General features: G+C 71.1%; 14 protein-coding genes. 9 read left to right on the top strand and 5 right to left on the bottom strand.

What is annotated here, in order from left to right; genetic code table 11:
* Window positions 1–94: 94 nt before the first annotated feature.
* The 6 genes from FNV62_RS18600 (at window position 95) to FNV62_RS18575 (ending at window position 6,820) form a co-directional block, all read left to right on the top strand.
* Window positions 95–853 (top strand): ABC transporter ATP-binding protein, encoded by a 759-nt coding sequence (locus FNV62_RS18600; protein ID WP_143601562.1) that lies wholly within the window; start codon window positions 95–97, stop codon window positions 851–853.
* Window positions 846–1,538 (top strand): ABC transporter ATP-binding protein, encoded by a 693-nt coding sequence (locus tag FNV62_RS18595; RefSeq protein ID WP_054233554.1) that lies wholly within the window; start codon window positions 846–848, stop codon window positions 1,536–1,538. The genes FNV62_RS18600 and FNV62_RS18595 overlap by 8 nt, the downstream gene beginning before the upstream one ends.
* Before the next feature lie 48 nt (window positions 1,539–1,586).
* The gene (locus FNV62_RS18590; protein WP_143654981.1) at window positions 1,587–2,834 is read left to right on the top strand and encodes an ABC transporter substrate-binding protein; all 1,248 of its coding nucleotides are present in this window, start codon (window positions 1,587–1,589) and stop codon (window positions 2,832–2,834) included.
* Window positions 2,835–2,894: 60 nt separating this feature from the next.
* Window positions 2,895–3,761 carry a branched-chain amino acid ABC transporter permease gene (locus tag FNV62_RS18585; RefSeq protein WP_054233556.1) on the top strand — a complete coding sequence of 289 codons (867 nt, stop codon included), beginning with the start codon at window positions 2,895–2,897 and terminating at the stop codon, window positions 3,759–3,761.
* The gene (locus tag FNV62_RS18580; protein WP_097284608.1) at window positions 3,758–4,789 is read left to right on the top strand and encodes a branched-chain amino acid ABC transporter permease; all 1,032 of its coding nucleotides are present in this window, start codon (window positions 3,758–3,760) and stop codon (window positions 4,787–4,789) included. The genes FNV62_RS18585 and FNV62_RS18580 overlap by 4 nt, the downstream gene beginning before the upstream one ends.
* A gap of 72 nt (window positions 4,790–4,861) precedes the next feature.
* Complete coding sequence (locus tag FNV62_RS18575) at window positions 4,862–6,820, top strand: helix-turn-helix domain-containing protein (RefSeq protein WP_144315432.1); 1,959 nt, start codon at window positions 4,862–4,864, stop codon at window positions 6,818–6,820.
* A gap of 258 nt (window positions 6,821–7,078) precedes the next feature.
* Here the strand turns inward: FNV62_RS18575 and FNV62_RS18570 are convergent, their stop codons facing one another.
* Both FNV62_RS18570 and FNV62_RS18565 read right to left on the bottom strand, forming a co-directional pair.
* The gene (locus tag FNV62_RS18570) at window positions 7,079–8,158 is read right to left on the bottom strand and encodes a glycoside hydrolase family 5 protein (RefSeq protein ID WP_143601560.1); all 1,080 of its coding nucleotides are present in this window, start codon (window positions 8,156–8,158) and stop codon (window positions 7,079–7,081) included.
* Between the two features lie 608 nt (window positions 8,159–8,766).
* Complete coding sequence (locus tag FNV62_RS18565; protein ID WP_164404777.1) at window positions 8,767–8,910, bottom strand: hypothetical protein; 144 nt, start codon at window positions 8,908–8,910, stop codon at window positions 8,767–8,769.
* Between the two features lie 304 nt (window positions 8,911–9,214).
* On the opposite strand from FNV62_RS18565, the gene FNV62_RS18560 reads away from it, so the two are divergent.
* Together FNV62_RS18560 and FNV62_RS18555 are read left to right on the top strand one after the other, a co-directional pair.
* A complete protein-coding gene (locus tag FNV62_RS18560) occupies window positions 9,215–10,132 on the top strand; it encodes a class I SAM-dependent methyltransferase (protein WP_097284605.1) in 918 nt (305 codons plus the stop codon).
* A gap of 90 nt (window positions 10,133–10,222) precedes the next feature.
* A complete protein-coding gene (locus tag FNV62_RS18555) occupies window positions 10,223–10,969 on the top strand; it encodes an SDR family oxidoreductase (RefSeq protein WP_054233560.1) in 747 nt (248 codons plus the stop codon).
* 15 nt (window positions 10,970–10,984) lie between these two features.
* Here FNV62_RS18555 and FNV62_RS18550 read toward each other — a convergent pair whose 3' ends face one another.
* The 3 genes from FNV62_RS18550 to FNV62_RS18540 form a co-directional block, all read right to left on the bottom strand.
* Window positions 10,985–11,734 carry an SDR family NAD(P)-dependent oxidoreductase gene (locus FNV62_RS18550; RefSeq protein ID WP_143601559.1) on the bottom strand — a complete coding sequence of 250 codons (750 nt, stop codon included), beginning with the start codon at window positions 11,732–11,734 and terminating at the stop codon, window positions 10,985–10,987.
* 99 nt (window positions 11,735–11,833) lie between these two features.
* Window positions 11,834–13,360 (bottom strand): GAF domain-containing protein, encoded by a 1,527-nt coding sequence (locus FNV62_RS18545; protein ID WP_143601558.1) that lies wholly within the window; start codon window positions 13,358–13,360, stop codon window positions 11,834–11,836.
* Between the two features lie 28 nt (window positions 13,361–13,388).
* Window positions 13,389–14,426 (bottom strand): rod shape-determining protein, encoded by a 1,038-nt coding sequence (locus FNV62_RS18540; protein ID WP_097284602.1) that lies wholly within the window; start codon window positions 14,424–14,426, stop codon window positions 13,389–13,391.
* 297 nt (window positions 14,427–14,723) lie between these two features.
* Here FNV62_RS18540 and FNV62_RS18535 point away from each other — a divergent pair, with 297 nt between their 5' ends.
* Window positions 14,724–18,344 carry a S8 family serine peptidase gene (locus tag FNV62_RS18535; RefSeq protein ID WP_144315431.1) on the top strand — a complete coding sequence of 1,207 codons (3,621 nt, stop codon included), beginning with the start codon at window positions 14,724–14,726 and terminating at the stop codon, window positions 18,342–18,344.
* Window positions 18,345–18,409 lie beyond the last annotated feature (65 nt).

Here is an 18,409-nt window from a genome sequence, read left to right as displayed (position 1 = left end):
TGGAGATTCTCTCCGTAGCCGCTGCTCATGGCCGAACTTAACGTCTGCCCCACATCGGCATCCGCCGGTGCATCCCCTGCGCATCCGAGGCGTCATGAGACAACCGCGCGCCATCCTGGTCACGCAAGGCCTGTCCAAGGAGTTCCAGGGATTCCGCGCCGTCAGCGCGGTGGACCTGAGGGTCACCGAGGGCACGGTCCACGCGCTCGTAGGCCCCAACGGGGCAGGAAAGACAACGCTGTTCAACCTGCTGACCGGATTTCTCAGGCCGTCCGGCGGGCGTATCACCTTCGCCGGACACGACATCACCGGCCAGCCCCCGGAGCGCATCGCCGGCCTCGGCGTCGCCCGCTCCTTCCAGGTCACCAGCCTCTTTGCGCAGATGACGGCCCGGGAGCACGTCGAGCTCGCCCTCCAGTCGGGCACCGGTCTCGGCCGCCGGTTCTGGCGTACGGACAAACTGATGCGCCGCTTCTCCGGCCGGGCCCTCGAACTCCTCGGTGACGTCGGACTCGAGCATCTCGCCGACCGGCCCGCCGGAAACCTTCCGTACGGGCAGAAGCGCGCGCTGGAACTGGCCCTCGCCCTCGCCCTGGACCCGGCGTTGCTGCTGCTCGACGAGCCGACAGCAGGCATGGGTCTGGAGGACGTCGACCGCACCGTGGCGCTCATCGACAGGATCCGCGAGGGACGCACCGTGGTGATGGTCGAGCACAACATGAGCGTCGTCGGCTCGCTCGCCGACACCGTCACGGTCCTGCAGCGCGGCGAAGTGCTCGTGGAGGGCCCCTACGACCGGGTCAGGACCGATCCACGGGTCGTCGAGGCGTACCTGGGGGCCGACGTTGCTTGAGATCAAGGGCGTCAGCGCCCGGTACGGCGAGGCCACGGCCCTGGACGAGGTGTCCCTGCGGGTCGGCGAGGGCGAGGTCGTCACCCTCGTCGGCCGCAACGGCGCGGGAAAGTCCACCCTGCTGCGCTGCGCCATGGGGCTGCACCGTGAGATGACCGGCCGGGTCGCGCTGGCGGGCAAGGACATCACCGCGGCACCGCCGCATCGCAGGGCCCGGCTCGGCCTCGGATACGTTCCCGACGACCGAGGCATCTACGCGGGCCTGTCCGTCGAGGAGAACCTGACCCTGCCGCCGGCCTCGCCGGGCTCCGCGTGGCCGCTGCCCCGCATCTACGACGCCTTCCCGGTGCTCGCCGCGCGCCGCCGCTTCCCCGGCGGCAAGCTCTCCGGCGGTGAACAGCAGATGCTCGCCCTCGCCCGGGTCCTGCGCGCCGGCGCGCGCGTGCTGCTGTGCGACGAGCCGACCGAGGGCCTTGCCCCGGTCATCGTGCAGCAGATCGGCGAGATTCTGCGCGGGGCCAAGGAGCACGGAGTGTCGGTGCTGCTGGTGGAGCAGAACCTGCGCTTCGCCGCGACCATCGCCGACCGCCACTACCTCCTCGCGCAGGGCCGGATCGTGGAGGCGCTCGACAACGCCGACGTACGGCAGCGCGAGGGCGAACTCCTCGCCTATCTCGGACTGTGACACTCCGTCACCTCCGCTCATTCGGGACGTACGCATCAGGAGGAAGCAATGAAACACAGGCTGTCGACGGTCGTGGCCACGGCCGCGGTGGGGGCACTGCTCGCGGGCTGCGGGGGCGGCGGACCGAGCTCGGGCGGCGGGAAGGTCAGCGACGACAAGATCGTGCTCGGTGTGCTCACCGACCTGTCCGGCGTCTACGCGGACATCGCGGGACCGAACTCGGTGCAGGCCGTGCAGATGGCCGTCGACGACTTCAAGAAGAAGTACGGCGACAAGGCGATCACCCAGAACATCGAGGTCATCAAGGCCGACCACCAGAACAAGCCGGAGATCGCCAACACCCAGGCTCGGGAGATGTACGACCGCAAGAAGGCCGACGCGCTCTTCGACGTGCCGACCTCGTCGGCGGCCCTCGCGGTGCAGACCGTCGCCGGCCAGGCCAAGAAGCTGTACTTCAACACCGGCGCCGCCACCACGGAACTCGCGGGCAAGACCTGCAATCCGTACACCTATGAATGGGCCTACGACACCTACATGCTGGCGCACGGCACCGGCTCCGCGGTCACCCGAGCGGGAGGCAAGAACTGGTACACGATCTACCCGGACTACGCCTTCGGGCAGGACATGCAGAAGAAGTTCGAGACGGCCATCGAGGGCGCGGGCGGCAAGGTCGTCGCCAAGGACCCCACGCCGTTCCCCAGCGACAACTACTCCACCTTCCTGCTCAAGGCACCGGGCCTGAAGCCGAAGCCGCAGGTGCTCGGGGCCCTGCAGGCGGGGGGTGACCTGGCCAACGTCGTCAAGCAGTACCAGCAGTTCAAACTGAAGGACAAGGGCATCGAGCTGGCCATCGGCCTGCTCTTCGACACCGACATCAAGGCCATCGGCGCGGACAAGCTTGCCGGAACGATGTTCACCACGGCCTGGTTCTGGAACGTCGACGCCAAGGCCCAGGCCTGGGCCGACCGGTTCAAGGAGCGCACAGGACAGCGGCCCACCTTCGACCAGGCGGCCGACTACTCGGCGGCGACGCACTATCTGGAGGCCGCGCAGAAGGCGGGCAGCGACCGGGCGGCCGACGTCTCGAAGGAGCTGGACGGCACCAAGTTCAGCGACTTCTTCGCCCACAACGCCACCATCCGCGCCGAGGACCACCGGGTCGTCCACGACGCGTACCTGGCCAAGGTCAAGGACCCGGCCAAGGCGAGCGAGGCCGGTGACTACACCGAGCCGGTCAAGACCATCCCCGCCGCCGAGGCATTCGACCAGCCTTCGCCCGACTGCCATCTCAGCTGACCACCGGGGTCCGGCGGCCCGCACGACGGGCAGGCCGCCGGCCGACGACGGGACCCACTCATGACCTCGTTTCTCCAACAGGCCTTCAACGGGCTGGTCAGCGGCAGCTTCTACGCCCTGCTCGCCCTCGGCCTCGCCGTCATCTTCGGCATGCTGCGCGTGGTGAACTTCGCCCACGGCGCGCTCTACATGCTCGGCGCGTTCGGCGCGGTCGCCCTCGGCGACAGCGCGGGGCTCGGCTTCTGGTGGGCCCTGCTGCTCGTGCCCCTCGCACTCGCCGTCGCCGGCACCCTCCTCGAACGGTTGCTGATCCGCCGCCTGACGGCCCTCGACCCGCTCTACAACTTCCTGCTCACCTTCGGCATCGCGCTGGTCTGCCAGGACCTGCTTCGCATGAAGTACGGTGCGCAGTCGCAGCCCTACGAGCGCGGTCCCTTCCCCGGCTCCATGGATCTGGGCCTGTTCGACTTCCCGCGCTACCAGGTGTTCGTACTCGCCGTCTCGGTCGCTCTCTGCCTGGCCGTGTGGCTGCTGCTCACCCGCACCCGGATCGGGACCATCGTGCGCGCGGCCACCGAACGCCCGGAACTCACCAGGGCGTTCGGCATCGACACGGGGCGCTGGGTCACGCCGGTCTTCGGCTTCGGCGTCGGGCTCGCGGCCCTGGCCGGCGTGCTCGCCGCACCCATGCGGGCGGTCAACTCCGGTATGGGCAGCGACCTGATCATCACAGTGTTCGCGGTCGTCGTCATCGGCGGCCTCGGCTCCGTCTTCGGCTCCGTGCTCGCCGGGTTCACCATCGGCATGATCCAGGCCCTCGGCAACCTCTACGTCCCCGTCCTGTCCCAGACCTCGGTCTACCTGCTGATGGCCGTCGTGCTGCTCGTCCGGCCCGCCGGACTGTTCGGCAAGGAGGAACACGCGTGATCCTCGGCCTCCTCGAGAAGCTGCACAGCCGCCCCGCCCGGATCCGGTGGGGCCTGCTCACCGCCGGGCTGCTCGTGGCCTTCGGTCTGCCCTGGGGCCTGTATCCGCCGGTCGCCACGGACATCCTCTGCTGGGGCCTGTTCGCCGTCGCCTTCGATCTGCTGCTCGGTCACGCCGGGCTGCTGTCCTTCGGACACGCGGCGTTCTGGGGCAGCTCGGCGTACGTCACCGGGCTGATCGCCATCCACAGCGGACTGCCGTTCTACGTCGCCGTGCTGGGCGGGGCGGCGGCCGCCGCGCTGCTCGCCCTGCCCATCGGGTTCTTCGCGGTCCGGCGCAGCGGCATCTACTTCGCCATGGTCACCCTGGCCTTCGCGCAGATGGTGTACTTCATCGCCAACCAGTGGGGCGATGTCACGGGCGGCGAGAACGGTCTGCAGGGAATTCCCCGCGACCTGCCGGGCATCGACCTGTCGGACTCGTTCGTCTTCTACTACGCGGCCCTGCCGGTGGTGCTGCTCGGCCTCGCCGCGGCCTGGCGGATCGTGCACTCCCCGTTCGGCCGGGTGATCGCCGCCGTGCGCGACAACTCCGCCCGTGCCCGCGCCCTGGGATATGCCGCCGACCGCTACAAGCTCGTCGTCTTCACCGTGTCCGCGTTCCTGTCCGGCCTCGCGGGCGGACTCTACGCGGTCAACCACGGTTTCGCCTCTCTGCAGGAGGTGTACTGGACGACGTCGGGCAAGGTCGTCGTCATGACGGTCCTCGGCGGCATCGGCACCCTCTGGGGCAGCCTGCTGGGTGCCGGCGCCATCGTCCGCCTGGAGGACTGGCTGTCCACGTCCGGTTTCGAGGAGACCGGCCTGGTCACCGGCGGCGTCTTCATCGTCGTCGTCCTGCTCTTCCGCCGAGGAGTGTGGGGCACACTCACGCACACCCTGCGCTCCCGTACGCAGTCCACGGCCCCCGACCCGGAACCACACCTGGAGCACGACCACGACGACGCGTCGCAACCGGTCTCGTCGTAGATCTGTGCAGACGGAGCCGGGGCGGTGAACATCGCAGGCGGGAACGCGTACCGGAACACTCAGGAGGCATCCGTGGACTCGACGACCACACACAGTCGGGCCGATGTGGAGCCCGCGGCGCGGCTGCTGCGCCTGCTGCGCGAAGACGCCGCGCAGAGTGAGTACGACGCCCTCCTCGACCGATGCCCTTCCGAGGACCGCCCCCGGCTCGCCGCGCTCGTCGACGACGCCCTGCAGGTACGGGCGCGCCTGGAGGAGCGTCGCCGTCGGGAGGCCGAGCTCGCCGCGCTCTACGAGACAGCGGGGGACCTGTCCTCACTGCGTGATCTGGAGGCCGTGCTCCAGGCCATCGTCCGCCGGGCTCGCAGCCTGCTCGGCACCGACGTGGCCTACCTGATGCTCAACGACGCTCAACGCGGCGACACTTATATGCGGGTGACCGACGGGATACGTACCGACGCGTTCAAGCAGGCACGGCTTGCCATGGGCGCAGGCCTCGGCGGTCTTGTGGCCAAGACGGCGGTTCCGTACAACACCTCCGACTACTTCGCCGACCTGCGCTTCGAGCACTGCATCGACGACGTCGTGGGCGGCGAGGGGCTGATCTCCATCGAGGGAGTGCCTCTCAAACTCGGCGAGAACGTCATTGGCGTCCTGTTCGCGGCCAACCGCCGGGTCCGCCCCTTCTCCGAGCACGAGGTGGCCCTGCTCGTCTCGCTCGCCAACCACGCCGCCATCGCCATCGAGAACGCGACCCTCTTCCAGGACGTACGCAGAGCAGTCGACGAACTCACCGAAGCCAATGGCGTCATCCGCGCCCACAGCGAATCCATCGAACGCGCCGCCGCCCTGCACGAGCGCCTCACCACCATCGTCCTCGACGGCGGCGGCATGGCCGACGTCGCGCAGACCCTCGCCGACGTCCTCGGCGGGAGCATCCTCGTCCTTGACCCCCGCGGCCGCACCATGGCCGCCGCCGGTGACGACCCTCTCGTCGAACAGGCCCGCACCGAAGGAGCGCTCCCGGATCCGTGCCCCGCCGCCCATGCGGTCCGCGACGCCCGGGTGCTGAGCACGGACGCCCGCCGCACCCGCCGTATCCCGGCCGGCGCCGACGGATCCGCCGCCTGTGCCACTCCCATCGTGGCCGGCAGCGAACTCCTGGGCGTTCTGCTGCTCGTCCGCGACCACCTGGACGCCTCGGGAGTACGTTCCCTCGAGCGTGCCGCGCTCGTCACCGCGCTGATGCTGCTCAGCGAGCGCACCGTCGCCGAGGCCGAGCACCGGCTGCGCGGCGAGATCCTCGAGGACCTGCTCGGCTCCCCGCACCGGGATCCGGAGGGCCTGCGGCGCAGGGCCACCCTGGTGGGCCTCGACCTCCACCGCCCGCACACATTGTTCGCCGCCCGCTGCCGTGACAGCGCCCATCGGCGACGCATCGCCGATGCCGCGGCCTCGTACGCCGCCCATGCCCGGGGTCTCGCGGGTGAATACCGGGGCGACACCGTCGTCCTCCTGCCGCAGGATCCGGACCCGGACGAGGCCGCCCGCACCCTGGCCGACCACTTGTCGCGGGTCGTGGACAACCTGGTCACCGTCGGCGCCGCGACGGCCGTGCCCGGCATCGACGCCATCGTCGAGGCACACCACGACGCGGTCCGCTGCCTGGACGTCCTGCTCGCGCTCGACCGCGACGGAGAAGGGGCGTCCCCCGGCGAACTGGGCGTCTACGGGCTGCTGTTCCATCAGGCGGGCCGCGAGGAGCTGCACCGCTTCGTGCGCCGCACCATCGGCCCCGTCCTCGACTACGACACCCAGCGCGGCGGCGAGCTCACCCGCACCCTGCTCGCCTTCTTCGCCTGCGACACCGGCCTGGGCCGCACGGCCGCCGAGCTCTACATCCACGTCAACACGCTCTACCAGCGCATCGACCGCATCACCTCGCTGCTCGGCCCGCAGTGGCGCCACGGCGACCAGGTGCTGCAGGTGCATCTCGCCCTCAAGGTCCACCTGGTCCTGTCCGCCGCGTGATCACCGGCCGACGCGACCACCTGACGCGCGAGGCCGCCCGGCTCAACGCCCGCGTGTGCAGCTGACGGGCCGTCCTCGGCTCTGCCCGCGGCGAGGTTGCGGCCCCTGGAGCTGATCCAGGGGCCGCGGTTGTACGTTTCGCGCGCTTCGCGCTCGTCCGGGGTGATCGCCGGGGAACGGCGGTTCCTTGGCGAAGTCAGTTCGAACGAGGAGCGGATCCAGCGGCCCCGCGCGCGCGGGCCGGGCCGGGGGGCCGGGTCAGGGCTGGACGGGCTTTCCGCGGCCCCAGGCCCAGGCGAGGCGGTCGGCGCCGGACTGGTTGGTGGTGGCGAGCCACGGGCGGGCGGGGTCGCCGGTCAGGGTCTGCAGGGAGTACGTGTCGTCGGTGCGCAGGCCGGGCCAGTAGACGGAGCCCATCTTCAACTGGCGGAAGGTGTCGGTGACGGCCTGGACGTAGTTGACGTAGTTGTTGGAGGCGTCCGGCTTGTTGTAGTCGAGGCCGGTGGTCATCGGGGCGCCGAACTCGTCGGCGACGGTACGGCCCGCGCAGTCACCGATGCGCTCCTTGAGGTCGGACACCCACTGGTCGTAGGTGGCGTAGTCCTTCCAGAAGCCGTAGTGGTGCAGGGAGAGGTAGGTGCCCTTCAGACGCGGGTCGGCGCAGACGGAGGTGACGTGGTCGTTGTAGCCGGCGCCGCTGACGAACACCCGGTCGCGCGGGACGGAGGGGTAGGTGGCCAGCCACTTCGCCGCGATGTCGGCCCACTCGGTGTCGGTGTAGCCGTGGGGCTCGTTCATCGGCTCGAAGTAGACCTGCTTGTCGTTCTTGTAGGTCTTGACCACCGTGTTCCACATGGGCCAGAAGGTGGCGGGGTCGTCGATGAAGCCGTCCTTGCGGGCGCCCGTGCCCTCCCAGTAGGAGACGATGACCTTGAAGCCCTTGTCCGACGCGGCGTCGATGACCCCGCGGTAGGACTTCCAGTACGAGCCGTTGACCGTGTACGGGTTGATGGGCAGCCGGACGGTGTTGGCGCCGAGGTTCGCGCGGAACGCCGAGATGATCCGGCTCGCCTTGGCGTAGGTCCGGGCGTAGCCGTCGGAGGTCGACAGGCCGGACAGGACGACCGGGTCGTCGGCGAAGTTGTCACGCGGGTCGGCCCAGTTCACGCCCTTGAACTGGGTCGTGTCCTTGCTCGGCGCGGCGTGGGCGGGGCCGCCGGCGACGGCCGTGCCGCTGGTCGCGGCGACGGCGGTGCCGCTGGTGCCGGCGATCAGGAGCGCCACGAAGGCGGCGCGCAGACGGGGCGAGAGGCGGGTTCTGGCGGGGGTAGTGCGCATCGACTTGCCCTTTCAGGTGACTGCGGCTCAGCGCCCGGCGGAGCCTGCGCGGGGGCCGGGCGGCCGTCGGAAGGTTCTCCGGGCCGGACGGGACGCGGGGTGCGTCGGCTCGCCGTCATGGGCCCGGTGACGACCGGTGCTGTATCGGTGGTGCGGTGGTGCTTGGCCGGGAGTGCTTGACCGGTGGTGCTTCACCGGTGTGGGAGGGGAGGGTGTGGGGGCGTGCGGGGCGGTCCTGTCGCCCGCGCGGGTGGGCCTCGGCGCACTCAAGGCAGGCGCGAGGCACGGTTCTTGTGCCGTCTCGACCTCGACGGCCTCCAGGCGCCGTGAATCCTCGCCCGCGGCGTTGAGCCCATCCGTCCGCTCCTCCCTGATCCACCGACCGGAACGCTGTGTTTACGTAAACATCGGCCGGCGCGGCGAGGCCCGAACTCATGGCCGGAGCCGGGTCGGTGGTGATGTTTACGTAAACATGGCGGCGCCGGAATCGTGGCACCCGGGACAGTGATCGTCAAGGTTTCCCGCACGTGACGTCGTTGGGCTCCTGTGGTGGATTCCCGGCACCGGGGCGAGGGGGATGAGAGGTGGCGACGTGACGGAACCGGACGTCAGTCCTGGTCGTCGGGTGTGTGGAGGTGGGCGAGGACCTTCTCCAGGGGGAGGCCGAAGCGGTCCTTGTCGGCGGCCCAGTGGCGCAGAACCGTGGCGTTCGCGGCGGGCTGCGTCGATACGGAGGGCCCGATCGGGGCCAACGGACGCCGACGCGGGGTGTCGCGGCCCGACCCCGCTCCGTGACCCCCGCTCCCTCCTGACCCGTCATTCAGCTGCCGGCACGCCACATGTCGAGGCACGTAACCCTCCCGTGGCCCAAGCATCATTCACACGTTCCCTTTTGGGGGGCCGGTGTTCGCTGTGATTTATCTGTGGGCCGTTTACGCTTTACCGTCCTTTGGGCGTTGGATCCCCACTGCGCAGCCGGTCGTCATCAGGGTGTGCGCACCTTCTGTCCCCCCGCGTACGCAGCACTTCTCCTATACCTGCGAGGGTCAAAGAGCCATGCGAGCGTTACTCACCACCAAGACCGCCAGGCGCGCCCTGCGTCCGATCGCCGACCTCATCGATCAGCGCATCGAACGCCAGATCCGCCGCGCGCTCGGGAACGGATCCGAAGGCGGAATCCAGCGCGAGCTGGCGACACTGCGCAATCGTCAGCGTCCCCTCGAACTGCTGATCGACGGGACGGGGCGGGGCGTGTCGCGCATGCCGGCCCAGATCCATCTCGATCGCGCCATCGAGGAGTTGGCGCAGGTGAGCGGAGACAAGGGCGGGGCGGAGCGGAACATCTCCCAGGCGTTCCGGCTGCTCATCGCTCTGGAGGCGCTCGGGGTCGGCCGGATCGCCGGCGGCACCATGAACATCTGCGGCAAGCTCTCCGCCGTCCCGCTGCTCGACCCGCCGAACGACGAGATCCTCGAGATCGGCACCCTGTACGGGATGTTCGGCGCGGCCCTGATCCGGATGATGGAGCGCGCGGGACGCGACCCGCGTCTGACGATCGTCGACCCGCTCGCGGGCCTTCAGTTGCAGCCCGGCACCACCGAGGGGGCCGACCCGACGGGCACTCCCGTGCGCGGCGCCGCGGTGCGCGCCAATCTGGCGCTGGTCGGCGCGGCCGGTGCCGCGGCCCGTGTCCAGCAGGGCTTCTCCGAGGACCCCGAGGTGCGCGCCCTGGTCTCCGACCGTTCCTACGGGGTGATCATCGTCGACGGTGACCACTCCGCCTCCGGTGTCGCCGCGGACCTGGAGTGGGCCGAGCAGATCATCGCGCCCGGCGGGATCGTCGTACTCGACGACTTCGGGCACCCCAAGTGGCCCGGTATCAAGGAGGCCTTCGACAAGCACATGGCGACCGACACCCGGCTGACGTTCCTCGGGCAGGTGGCGAACTCGGGGTATCTGCGCGCGAGTGCGTAGAGAGGCGTTGCAGGGGGTCTGCCCATCGGCCCCGACTCGTGATAGAAGCGGCGGAAGGGGATTGTCGGATACTGAGAATGAGGTTCTGGCATGAAGGCTGTCGTGGTCGGGGCGTCGAGTGGACTGGGCCGGTGCATCGGGGTCGACCTGGGGCGCCGCGGCGACCGGGTCGCCCTGCTGGCACGCCGACGCGACCGGCTGGTCGACGCGGCGAAGGAGGCGGGCCCGGACGCGCTCGCCGTCGCCTGTGACGTGACCGACGAGTCGTCCTGCCGGGCGGCGGTCGAGGAGGCCGCCGCCGGGCTGGGCGGCATCGACGCCCTCGTCTACGCCACCGGCATCGGCCCCCTCGCCCCGGTCGAGAAACTCGACGCCGACGCCTGGCGCCGCGCCATGGACACCAATGTGATCGGCGCGGCGCTGGTCACGAGCGCCGCGCTCCCGCATCTGACGAAGTCGGGCGGAGTCGCCGCGTACCTGTCCTCCATCGGCGGCTCGCTCACGCCGTCCTGGCCGGGGTTCGCGGCCTACCACGTGAGCAAGGCGGCCCTGGAGAAGCTCGTCGAGGCCTTCCGCGTCGAGCACCCGAGCGTGGGTTTCACCCGGTTCGTGGTCGGGGACTGCGCGGGCGGGGAAGGGGACTCCAGGACCGGGTTCAACGACGGCTGGGACCGGGAGTACGCGGCCCAGGTCTACCCGGTCTGGCGGCAGCGCGGCTATCTGACGGGTTCCCTGCTCGACGTGGAGGAGTTCCTCCGTGTCCTCGACGTCGTACTGCGCTGCGGCGGCACCGTCCCGGAGGTGACCGTGACGCCGCGCCCGCCGTTCCAGGCCTGATCCGCCGGACAGGTCCTAACGGCCCAGCACCGCGCCTCCGTTGATGTGCAGCAACTGCCCCGTCAGGTACGCCGCCTCCGGTGACGCCACGTACCGGACGGCGGCGGCGATCTCGGAGGGGTGACCCGGCTTGCCGGTCAGGGTCTGGCCGATCCGGGAGGCGATGAACTCCGGTGTCGCGCGGGCGCCGAAGAACTCCGTGTCGCCGACGAAACCGGGGGCGACCGCGTTCACGGTGATGCCCTCGGGGCCGACGCGCTGCGCGAGGGCGTAGGTGTACGTGTTGATCCAGGCCTTGGAGCCGCCGTACGAGCCCGGTCCGCGCAGCGAGGCGATGGAGGAGAGCTGCACGATACGGCCGCCGGGGCGGCGCATGTGGGGAAGCAGGGCCTCGGTGAGCAGGACCGCGGTCAGCACATTGGCGTCGAAGTTGTCGCGGTAGCTGTCCGCGATGGAGGCGAGCGTGCCGTCGGGCTCACGGGCCACGTTACCGCCCGCGTTGGCCACCAGCACGTCCACCGTGGTCTCGTCCGCCGTGATGAAATCCCTTGCCCGACCCACCTGTTCGGGGTCGGCGAGGTCCGCCGCGCACCAACTCGCCGTCGACTCTCCGTACTGGCCGTTCAAGGTGTCGGCCGCCTTGCGCAACACGTCCTCGCGGCGGCCGAGGAGCACCACCCGGTCCCCGTCCGCGGCGAACGCCTCCGCCGTCGCCAGGCCGATCCCGGTACCGCCGCCGGACACCACCACACGTCGCTGAGTCATGGCCATCCCGTCCTTGGATGTGAATGTCGGTCATGTGGGCGTACGGGCTGCGACGCTACGGAGGCCCTGAGGGGACGTCAAGTGAGTTGCGGACGCGGCTCACAGGGGCGACTGCCAGGTGACCGTCGTACCCGCGCCGCCCTCCGAGCCGCCGCCCTCCGCATGGCCGTTCCCCGCTTCGCCGTCGTCGAAGACCGTCAGGCGGACCCCGGGACGTCCGTCGGGGAGGGGCGCCGTCACGTCGACCGTGATCTCGACGCGGGAGACACCGGCGCGGCGGGAGGCGGCGGTCAGGGCGCGGCGCAGCGCGGTGAGCAGCCGGCCGGCGACGGGCTCCGCGAGACGGTTCTCCACCGCGCCGGTGAACCGGGTGGACGGCTGGAAACCCAGCACCGCGCCCGCGCCCGCCGCCTCGCGCAGAACCTTGCCGCGGAAGGTGGTGGGGGCGTCGGCCGGCGGCTGCTGGAGCGCGAAGATCGCCGTGCGGACCTCCTGGACGGTGGACTGGAGTTCGTCGACGGCGCGGCCGAGCATCGCGTGCACATCCTTGTCCGTATCGCCCGTTCCGGCGCTCCTGCGCTGCGTGGACTCCAGCATCATGCCGGTCGCGAACAGCCGTTGGACGACGAGGTCGTGCAGGTCGCGGGCGATCCGGTCGCGGTCCTCGTAGACCGCGAGCCGCTCCCTGCTGTGCTGGGCCTCGGCGTGGACCAGCGCCAGCGCGGCCTGTGAGGCGAACTGGGTGGCGAGCAGCCGCTCCACCGCGGTGTACGGACGGCCGCCGCGCCGGCGGGGGAGGGCGAGCGTGCCGAGGAGACGGCCACCCGCCTGGAGCGGCAGCATCATGCTCGGCCCGAACCGGTGCCGTACGCGCGTGGTCATCCGGGGGTCGGTCGCCGTGTCGTCGATGAACACCGGTTCACCGCCGAGGAGTTGTTCGAGGACGGGACTGCCCGGCTCGATCACGACGCCGACGATGTCACCGGGGTCGTCGAGCGTGGAGGCGGTCACGATCTCCATGCCGCCGTCCTCGGTGGGCTGGAGGATGACACCGGCCGAGGCCTCGGCCAGGCGCCGGGCCCGTTCGGCGACCGTCATCAGCGCGTCGGCGGCGCTCTCGCCGCTGAGCAGCGCGGTGGTGACGGCCGCCGCGCCCTCGATCCAGCGCTCGCGCTGCCGCGCCGTCTCGTACAGCCGGGCGTTGCCGATCGCGATGCCGGCCTGGGTCGCCAGGACCCGTACGAGTTGTTCGTCCTCGTCCGTGAACGGGCCGTCGCGCTTCCCGGCGAGGCGCAGGTCGCCGAAGACCTCGTCGTCGACGTGGATCGGCACGACCAGTTCCGGCAGTTCCGGCAGTTCCGGCGGCTTCGGCGACTCCGTCGATTCCGGCGGCTCGGGCGGCGCCGGCGGTTCGGGCGGCGCCGGCGGTTCGGGCCGTTCCGCCGTACGGATCCCCGTGAGACCGTCCCGTCCCGGATCGGTCATGTCCAGCGCCGCGTACCGGGCCTCCGTGAGCTCGGCGGCGGCGTCCACGATGTGCTGGAGCGTGGCCCGCAGTTCGAGGTCGGTGCCCACGCTGAGGACGGCTTCCAGGAGCGACGGCAGGCGGGGGACCGGATCGTGCATACCGGGGCCTTGTTCCGGGGCCCGGCCGTCAGAGCGCCAGCGGGTCCAGCGTCAGCGGCGCGATCTTGCCCTCCAGCATGTAGCCCAGGCCCTGCACCGCGCACACGTCGGGACGCTCGGCGATGTGCACCGGCATGCCCGTCGCCTGCCGCAGCATCTGGTCGAGGCCCGGCAACAGCGCGCTGCCGCCGACCATCATGATGCCGCGGTCGGCGAGGTCGGCCACCAGGTCGGGCGGGCAGGCCCGCAGCACCTTCCCGATCCCGTCCAGTACGGCGGTCAGCGGGGTCTGGATGGCGTCGCGTACGGCGGCGGTGTCGACCTGTACGGACCGGGCGAGGCCGGTCGCCACGTCCCGCCCGTGGATCTCCGTGGACGCCGGGCCGTGCGGGGTGAGCCCGTTGCCGGAGAGGGCGAGCTGCAGGGGCCGTACCGACTGCGAGGGAAGCATCAGCTCGTGCTGGTGGCGCAGGTGCTGCACGATCGCGCGGTCGACGGCCTCGCCGCCCACCGGAACGCGCTCTGCGGTCACGATGGACCCCAGGCACAGCACGGCGACCTGGGTGGCGGCCGCCCCGCACACCATGATCATGGTGGCTTCCGGCTGTTCGACGGGCAGCCCGCACCCGACGGCGGCGGCGATCAGCGTGTCGACCAGCTCGACCCGCCGCGCCCCCAGCCCGACCAGCGTCTCGATCGCGGCGCGCTGCGCCAGCGGGTCCGCGTCGTGCGGGGTGCAGGCCGCGGCGCGCAGCCGGGGCTTGCGGCGCAGGGCGCGGCGGACCTTGTCGCCGAGCAGCTGGCGCAGCATGCGCTGGGCCATCTCGATGTCGACGACCGTGCCGCCGGACACCGGCCGCATGACCCGGATGTAGTCGGGGGTACGGCCCGTCATTTTCTCCGCGAATTCGCCGACCGCGATCAGCGCGCCGTTCCTGGTGTTGATCGCGGCGACACTAGGCTGATCGACGACCAGCCCCGCGCCCTTCACGTACACCCGGGTCCGGGCCGCGCCCAGGTCGACGGCGAAGTGACAGCGGCGCAACCGCTCGAGGCTGGCGGTCATGGCAGGTCCTCCCGAGAGCAGACCGTGGGGGCTCCGCCAGGTGGCGGTCCTTCCTCACATCGTGGACGGGCGCCGGACCAGGTGCCTTTTGTGGGGGGCCGGGCGGGGTGCCGCTGGATGGGTGGTCTTGTCCGGATGCTGGTTGGGCGGTCTTGTCCGGATGGATGATCCCGGCGCCCTGGCGGAAACCCGCCAGGGCAGTTTCTCGCCAGGTTCCGTCAACTCCCGCGCACCACCGGCCCCCCGAAACTCTTCGCAGCACCGGAGCCACCACGTGCCGACGAGGAGAGGTCATCCATGACCAGAGGACCAGTCAGACGGGGGGCGGCTCTGCTGTCCGCCGGGCTCGTGCTCGCCGTACTGCCCACGGGGCCGGCGGGCGCGGCCGAGGCAGCCGCCCCGGCCCCGACGCGAACCGCCTCCACCACCCACACCGTCACTCTCGTCACCGGCGACAAGGTGACCGTCACCGACCTCGGCGCCGGCAAGAAGACGGTCACGGTCGAGCGGCCCCGAGGGGCCACGGGGGCGGTCCGTACCCAGGTGACGAACGGCGCCGTGACCGTCGTACCGGACGAGGCACTGCCCTATCTGCGGGCGGGCACCCTCGACCGGCGGCTGTTCGACGTGAGCGAGCTGATACGTCAGGGGCTCACCGACCGGAAGACGGCCGAGCTGCCGCTGATCGTGACGTACGGGAAGGGAGCGCGGGCGGCCACCCTGCGCGGGGCCGAGCAGAAGCGGGCGCTGCCCAGCATCCGGGGCGCCGCCGTCGCCGCCGACAAGGGGCGCACGTTCTGGCAGTCCCTCACCCGGCAGGGCGGGACGGTCGACAAGGTCTGGCTCGACGGGCGCGTGCACGCCGACCTGGCCGAGAGCAACGCCCAGATCGGGACGCCGCAGGCCTGGGAGGCCGGCCTCACCGGTAGGGGTGTCACGGTCGCGGTGCTCGACACGGGGGTGGACGCCGACCATCCCGACCTGGCCGGACGGGTCTCCGTCAGCAAGAGCTTCATCGACGGGCAGGAGGTCGCCGACCGCAACGGGCACGGTACGCACACGACGTCCACGGTCGGCGGCAGCGGTGCCGCCTCCGACGGCAAGGAGCGGGGTGTCGCGCCCGACGCGACGCTCGCCGTCGGCAAGGTACTCAGCGACGAGGGCTCGGGCAGCGACTCGGAGATCATCGCGGGCATGGAGTGGGCCGCGCGGGACGTGCACGCCAAGGTGATCTCCATGAGCCTCGGCTCGACCGAGGCGAGTGACGGCACGGATCCCATGGCGCAGGCGGTGAACACGCTGTCCAAGGAGACCGGCGCCCTCTTCGTCGTCGCCGCGGGCAACACCGGCGCCCCCTCCTCCATCGGCTCGCCCGGCGCCGCCGACGCCGCGCTGACCGTCGGCGCGGTGGACTCCGCCGACCAGGCCGCCTACTTCACCAGCGCGGGACCGCGCTACGGCGACAACGCCCTCAAGCCCGACCTGTCCGCACCCGGCGTCGACATCCTGGCGGCCCGCTCCCAGCTCGTCGCCGGCAGTGGTTACTACACCTCCATGAGCGGTACGTCGATGGCGACGCCGCATGTCGCCGGTGTGGCCGCCCTGCTCGCCGAGAAGCACCCCGACTGGACCGGCGCCCAGCTCAAGGACGCCCTGATGTCGACGTCGAAGCAACTCGACGCGTCCGCCTATGTGCTGGGCTCGGGCCGGGTGAGCGTGCCGGACGCGATCGACGCGAAGGTCACCGCCACCGGAAGCGCCGATCTCGGCTTCTACAGCTGGCCGTACGAGGCGAACCGGCCCGTCACGAAGACCGTGACCTACACCAACTCCTCGGACTCCTCCGTCGAGTTGAGCCTCGCCGTGCGGGGCGCCGCTGACGGGGTGGCCACCCTCGCCGACTCCACGCTCACCGTGCCCGCGCACGGCAGCGCGTCGACGACTGTGACGGGCGACGGCTCGAAGGCGCCCGTGGGCGACACCTCCGGGCAGATCGTCGCGTCCGTCGGCGGCACGCCCGTCGCGCACACCGTGTTCGGGCTGGTGAAGGAGGAGGAGCGGTACACGCTCACCGTCCACGTCAAGGACCGCGCGGGCGAGCCGACCGCCGCCTACCTCGCGGTGCAGCAACTCGCTGCGGGCGTGGACCCGTTCCCGGCCTCGGTCGACGACTCCGGCACCCTGAAACTCCGGCTCGGGCCGGGGGCGTACAGCCTCACCTCCTTCCTCGACGTGCACGGCAGTCACGGCGCCGACTCGCTCGGGCTCGGCTTCCTCGCCGCGCCCGAGATCACCCTCGACCGGGACCGCGAGGTCACCCTCGACGGACGGCAGCTCCGGGAGATCCGGGCCGAGGTGAAGCGGCGGACCGAGACCCGGCAGCTGCTCATGGAGTACGACCGCAACGCGGGCGGCTCCGACCAGTTCGGCGCCGTCCAGGTGCCCGTGAAGTACGACAGCGTCTTCGCCGCGCCGACCGCGAAGGTCACCCAGGGCACCTTCGAGTACCGGACCGTGTGGCGGCTGGGGAAGCCGTCGCTGGAGGTGAAGGGCGTCGGCGAGGCCGTCGCCCAGCCGGGCGGGACCCTGATCGAGGGCCGGAGCAAGCTGCCGCTGGTGGACGTCGGGACCGGACCGTTCACCGGGGTGAGCGGCAAGGCCGTGCTCGCGACACTCGCCGACGGAGTCGAGCCCGCCACCCTCGCCCAGGCGGCCCAGGACGCGGGCGCCAAGGCGCTGTTCGTCACCGACGGCGCGGCCGGGCGGCTCAACGCCTGGTTCGGCACGGACGACGGCGCGGACCGGCCGCTGCAGATCGCCACGGTGAACGCGGCGGACGCGGCACGGCTGCGGGCCGCTGGGCAGGTCGACATGACCGGGACGCGCAACACGCCGTACGTCTACGACCTCTCGGAAGGGCACGAGGGGGCCATTCCGCGCGGCGACCTGACGTACGAACCGGGCGTGCGTGAACTCGCCGTGCTGGACACCAGGTTCCACGCGGTCAAGCCCGTCTCCGGCAGTGAGTTCCGCTACTCGGTCACCGACGCCTTCCCCATCGGGATCGGCTTCCAGGAGCGGATCGACTACCCCGCCGAGCGGACCGACTACGTCTCCACGGGCATCGGACAGACGTGGATGGAGTCCGTGAACCTCGGGGCGGGCGCGCTGGAGGAGCGCAGTGGGCTCGTCCACTACCGCGGGGGCTCGCACGCGACGCTGAACTGGTTCAAGCCGGTCTGGCACGCGTGGCTCGGCACCGGGCTCGGCTGGGGACAGGAGCGCGCGGGCAACCAGATCCAGTTCAACACGCCCGGCTGGGGCGACTCCGGGCCCGACCACACGGGCTTCGGCGACGTGTGGAGCGACGACACCGGGATGACCCAGTTCACGTCCGTGTACCAGGACGGCACCCTGGTCGACCGGCGCAAGAGCTCCGGCGCGTACGTGTGGGACGCGCCCGCCGACGAACACACCTACAAGGTCGTCACGGACACCACCCTCGACCCGGACCGCTGGACGCTGTCCACCAAGGGCCACTCCGAGTGGACCCTCCGCTCGGCGGCCACGCCCGCGGACCGCTGGACGTTCCTGCCGCTCATCAACCTCGGCTACGACCTCGACACCGACCTCGCGGGCGCGGTACGCGGCGGCCGGGTGCCGGTGGGGATCCACGCCGAGTACGTGAAGGGCGCGCCCGGCACCGGAACCATCGGGGGCGGGAAGCTGGAGGTGTCCTACGACGACGGGAAGTCGTGGCGGACGGTCCCGCTGTCGGGCGGTGGCGGCGCGGCGTCCTGGAAGGGGACGTTGAGCGTGCCGCGCGGCGCGGAGTTCGTCTCCCTGCGGGCCTCCGCACGGGACGACCGGGGCGGCTCGGTGAGCCAGGAGGTCATCCGCGTGGTGGGAGTGCGATAGCCCGCCCCGTTCCCTCCGGCGGAGGTGCGGTGGCCCGTCCCCGTCCCCTCCGAACGGGCGGCGCC

It is taken from the genome of Streptomyces sp. RLB3-17, from assembly GCF_007113425.2.
Lineage (GTDB): Bacteria > Actinomycetota > Actinomycetes > Streptomycetales > Streptomycetaceae > Streptomyces > Streptomyces mirabilis_D.
This window is presented reverse-complemented; position numbering and strand designations above follow the sequence as displayed.

What these genes read in the sequence shown, in the direction of transcription:
- FNV62_RS18570 (WP_143601560.1), bottom strand. Translation starts at nt 8,158, where the DNA reads ATGCGCACTACCCCCGCCAGAACCCGCCTCTCGCCCCGTCTGCGCGCC.
- FNV62_RS18545 (WP_143601558.1), bottom strand. Translation starts at nt 13,360, where the DNA reads ATGCACGATCCGGTCCCCCGCCTGCCGTCGCTCCTGGAAGCCGTCCTC.
- FNV62_RS18540 (WP_097284602.1), bottom strand. Translation starts at nt 14,426, where the DNA reads ATGACCGCCAGCCTCGAGCGGTTGCGCCGCTGTCACTTCGCCGTCGAC.
- FNV62_RS18560 (WP_097284605.1), top strand. Translation starts at nt 9,215, where the DNA reads ATGCGAGCGTTACTCACCACCAAGACCGCCAGGCGCGCCCTGCGTCCG.
- FNV62_RS18555 (WP_054233560.1), top strand. Translation starts at nt 10,223, where the DNA reads ATGAAGGCTGTCGTGGTCGGGGCGTCGAGTGGACTGGGCCGGTGCATC.
- FNV62_RS18550 (WP_143601559.1), bottom strand. Translation starts at nt 11,734, where the DNA reads ATGACTCAGCGACGTGTGGTGGTGTCCGGCGGCGGTACCGGGATCGGC.
- FNV62_RS18535 (WP_144315431.1), top strand. Translation starts at nt 14,724, where the DNA reads ATGACCAGAGGACCAGTCAGACGGGGGGCGGCTCTGCTGTCCGCCGGG.
- FNV62_RS18585 (WP_054233556.1), top strand. Translation starts at nt 2,895, where the DNA reads ATGACCTCGTTTCTCCAACAGGCCTTCAACGGGCTGGTCAGCGGCAGC.
- FNV62_RS18600 (WP_143601562.1), top strand. Translation starts at nt 95, where the DNA reads ATGAGACAACCGCGCGCCATCCTGGTCACGCAAGGCCTGTCCAAGGAG.
- FNV62_RS18590 (WP_143654981.1), top strand. Translation starts at nt 1,587, where the DNA reads ATGAAACACAGGCTGTCGACGGTCGTGGCCACGGCCGCGGTGGGGGCA.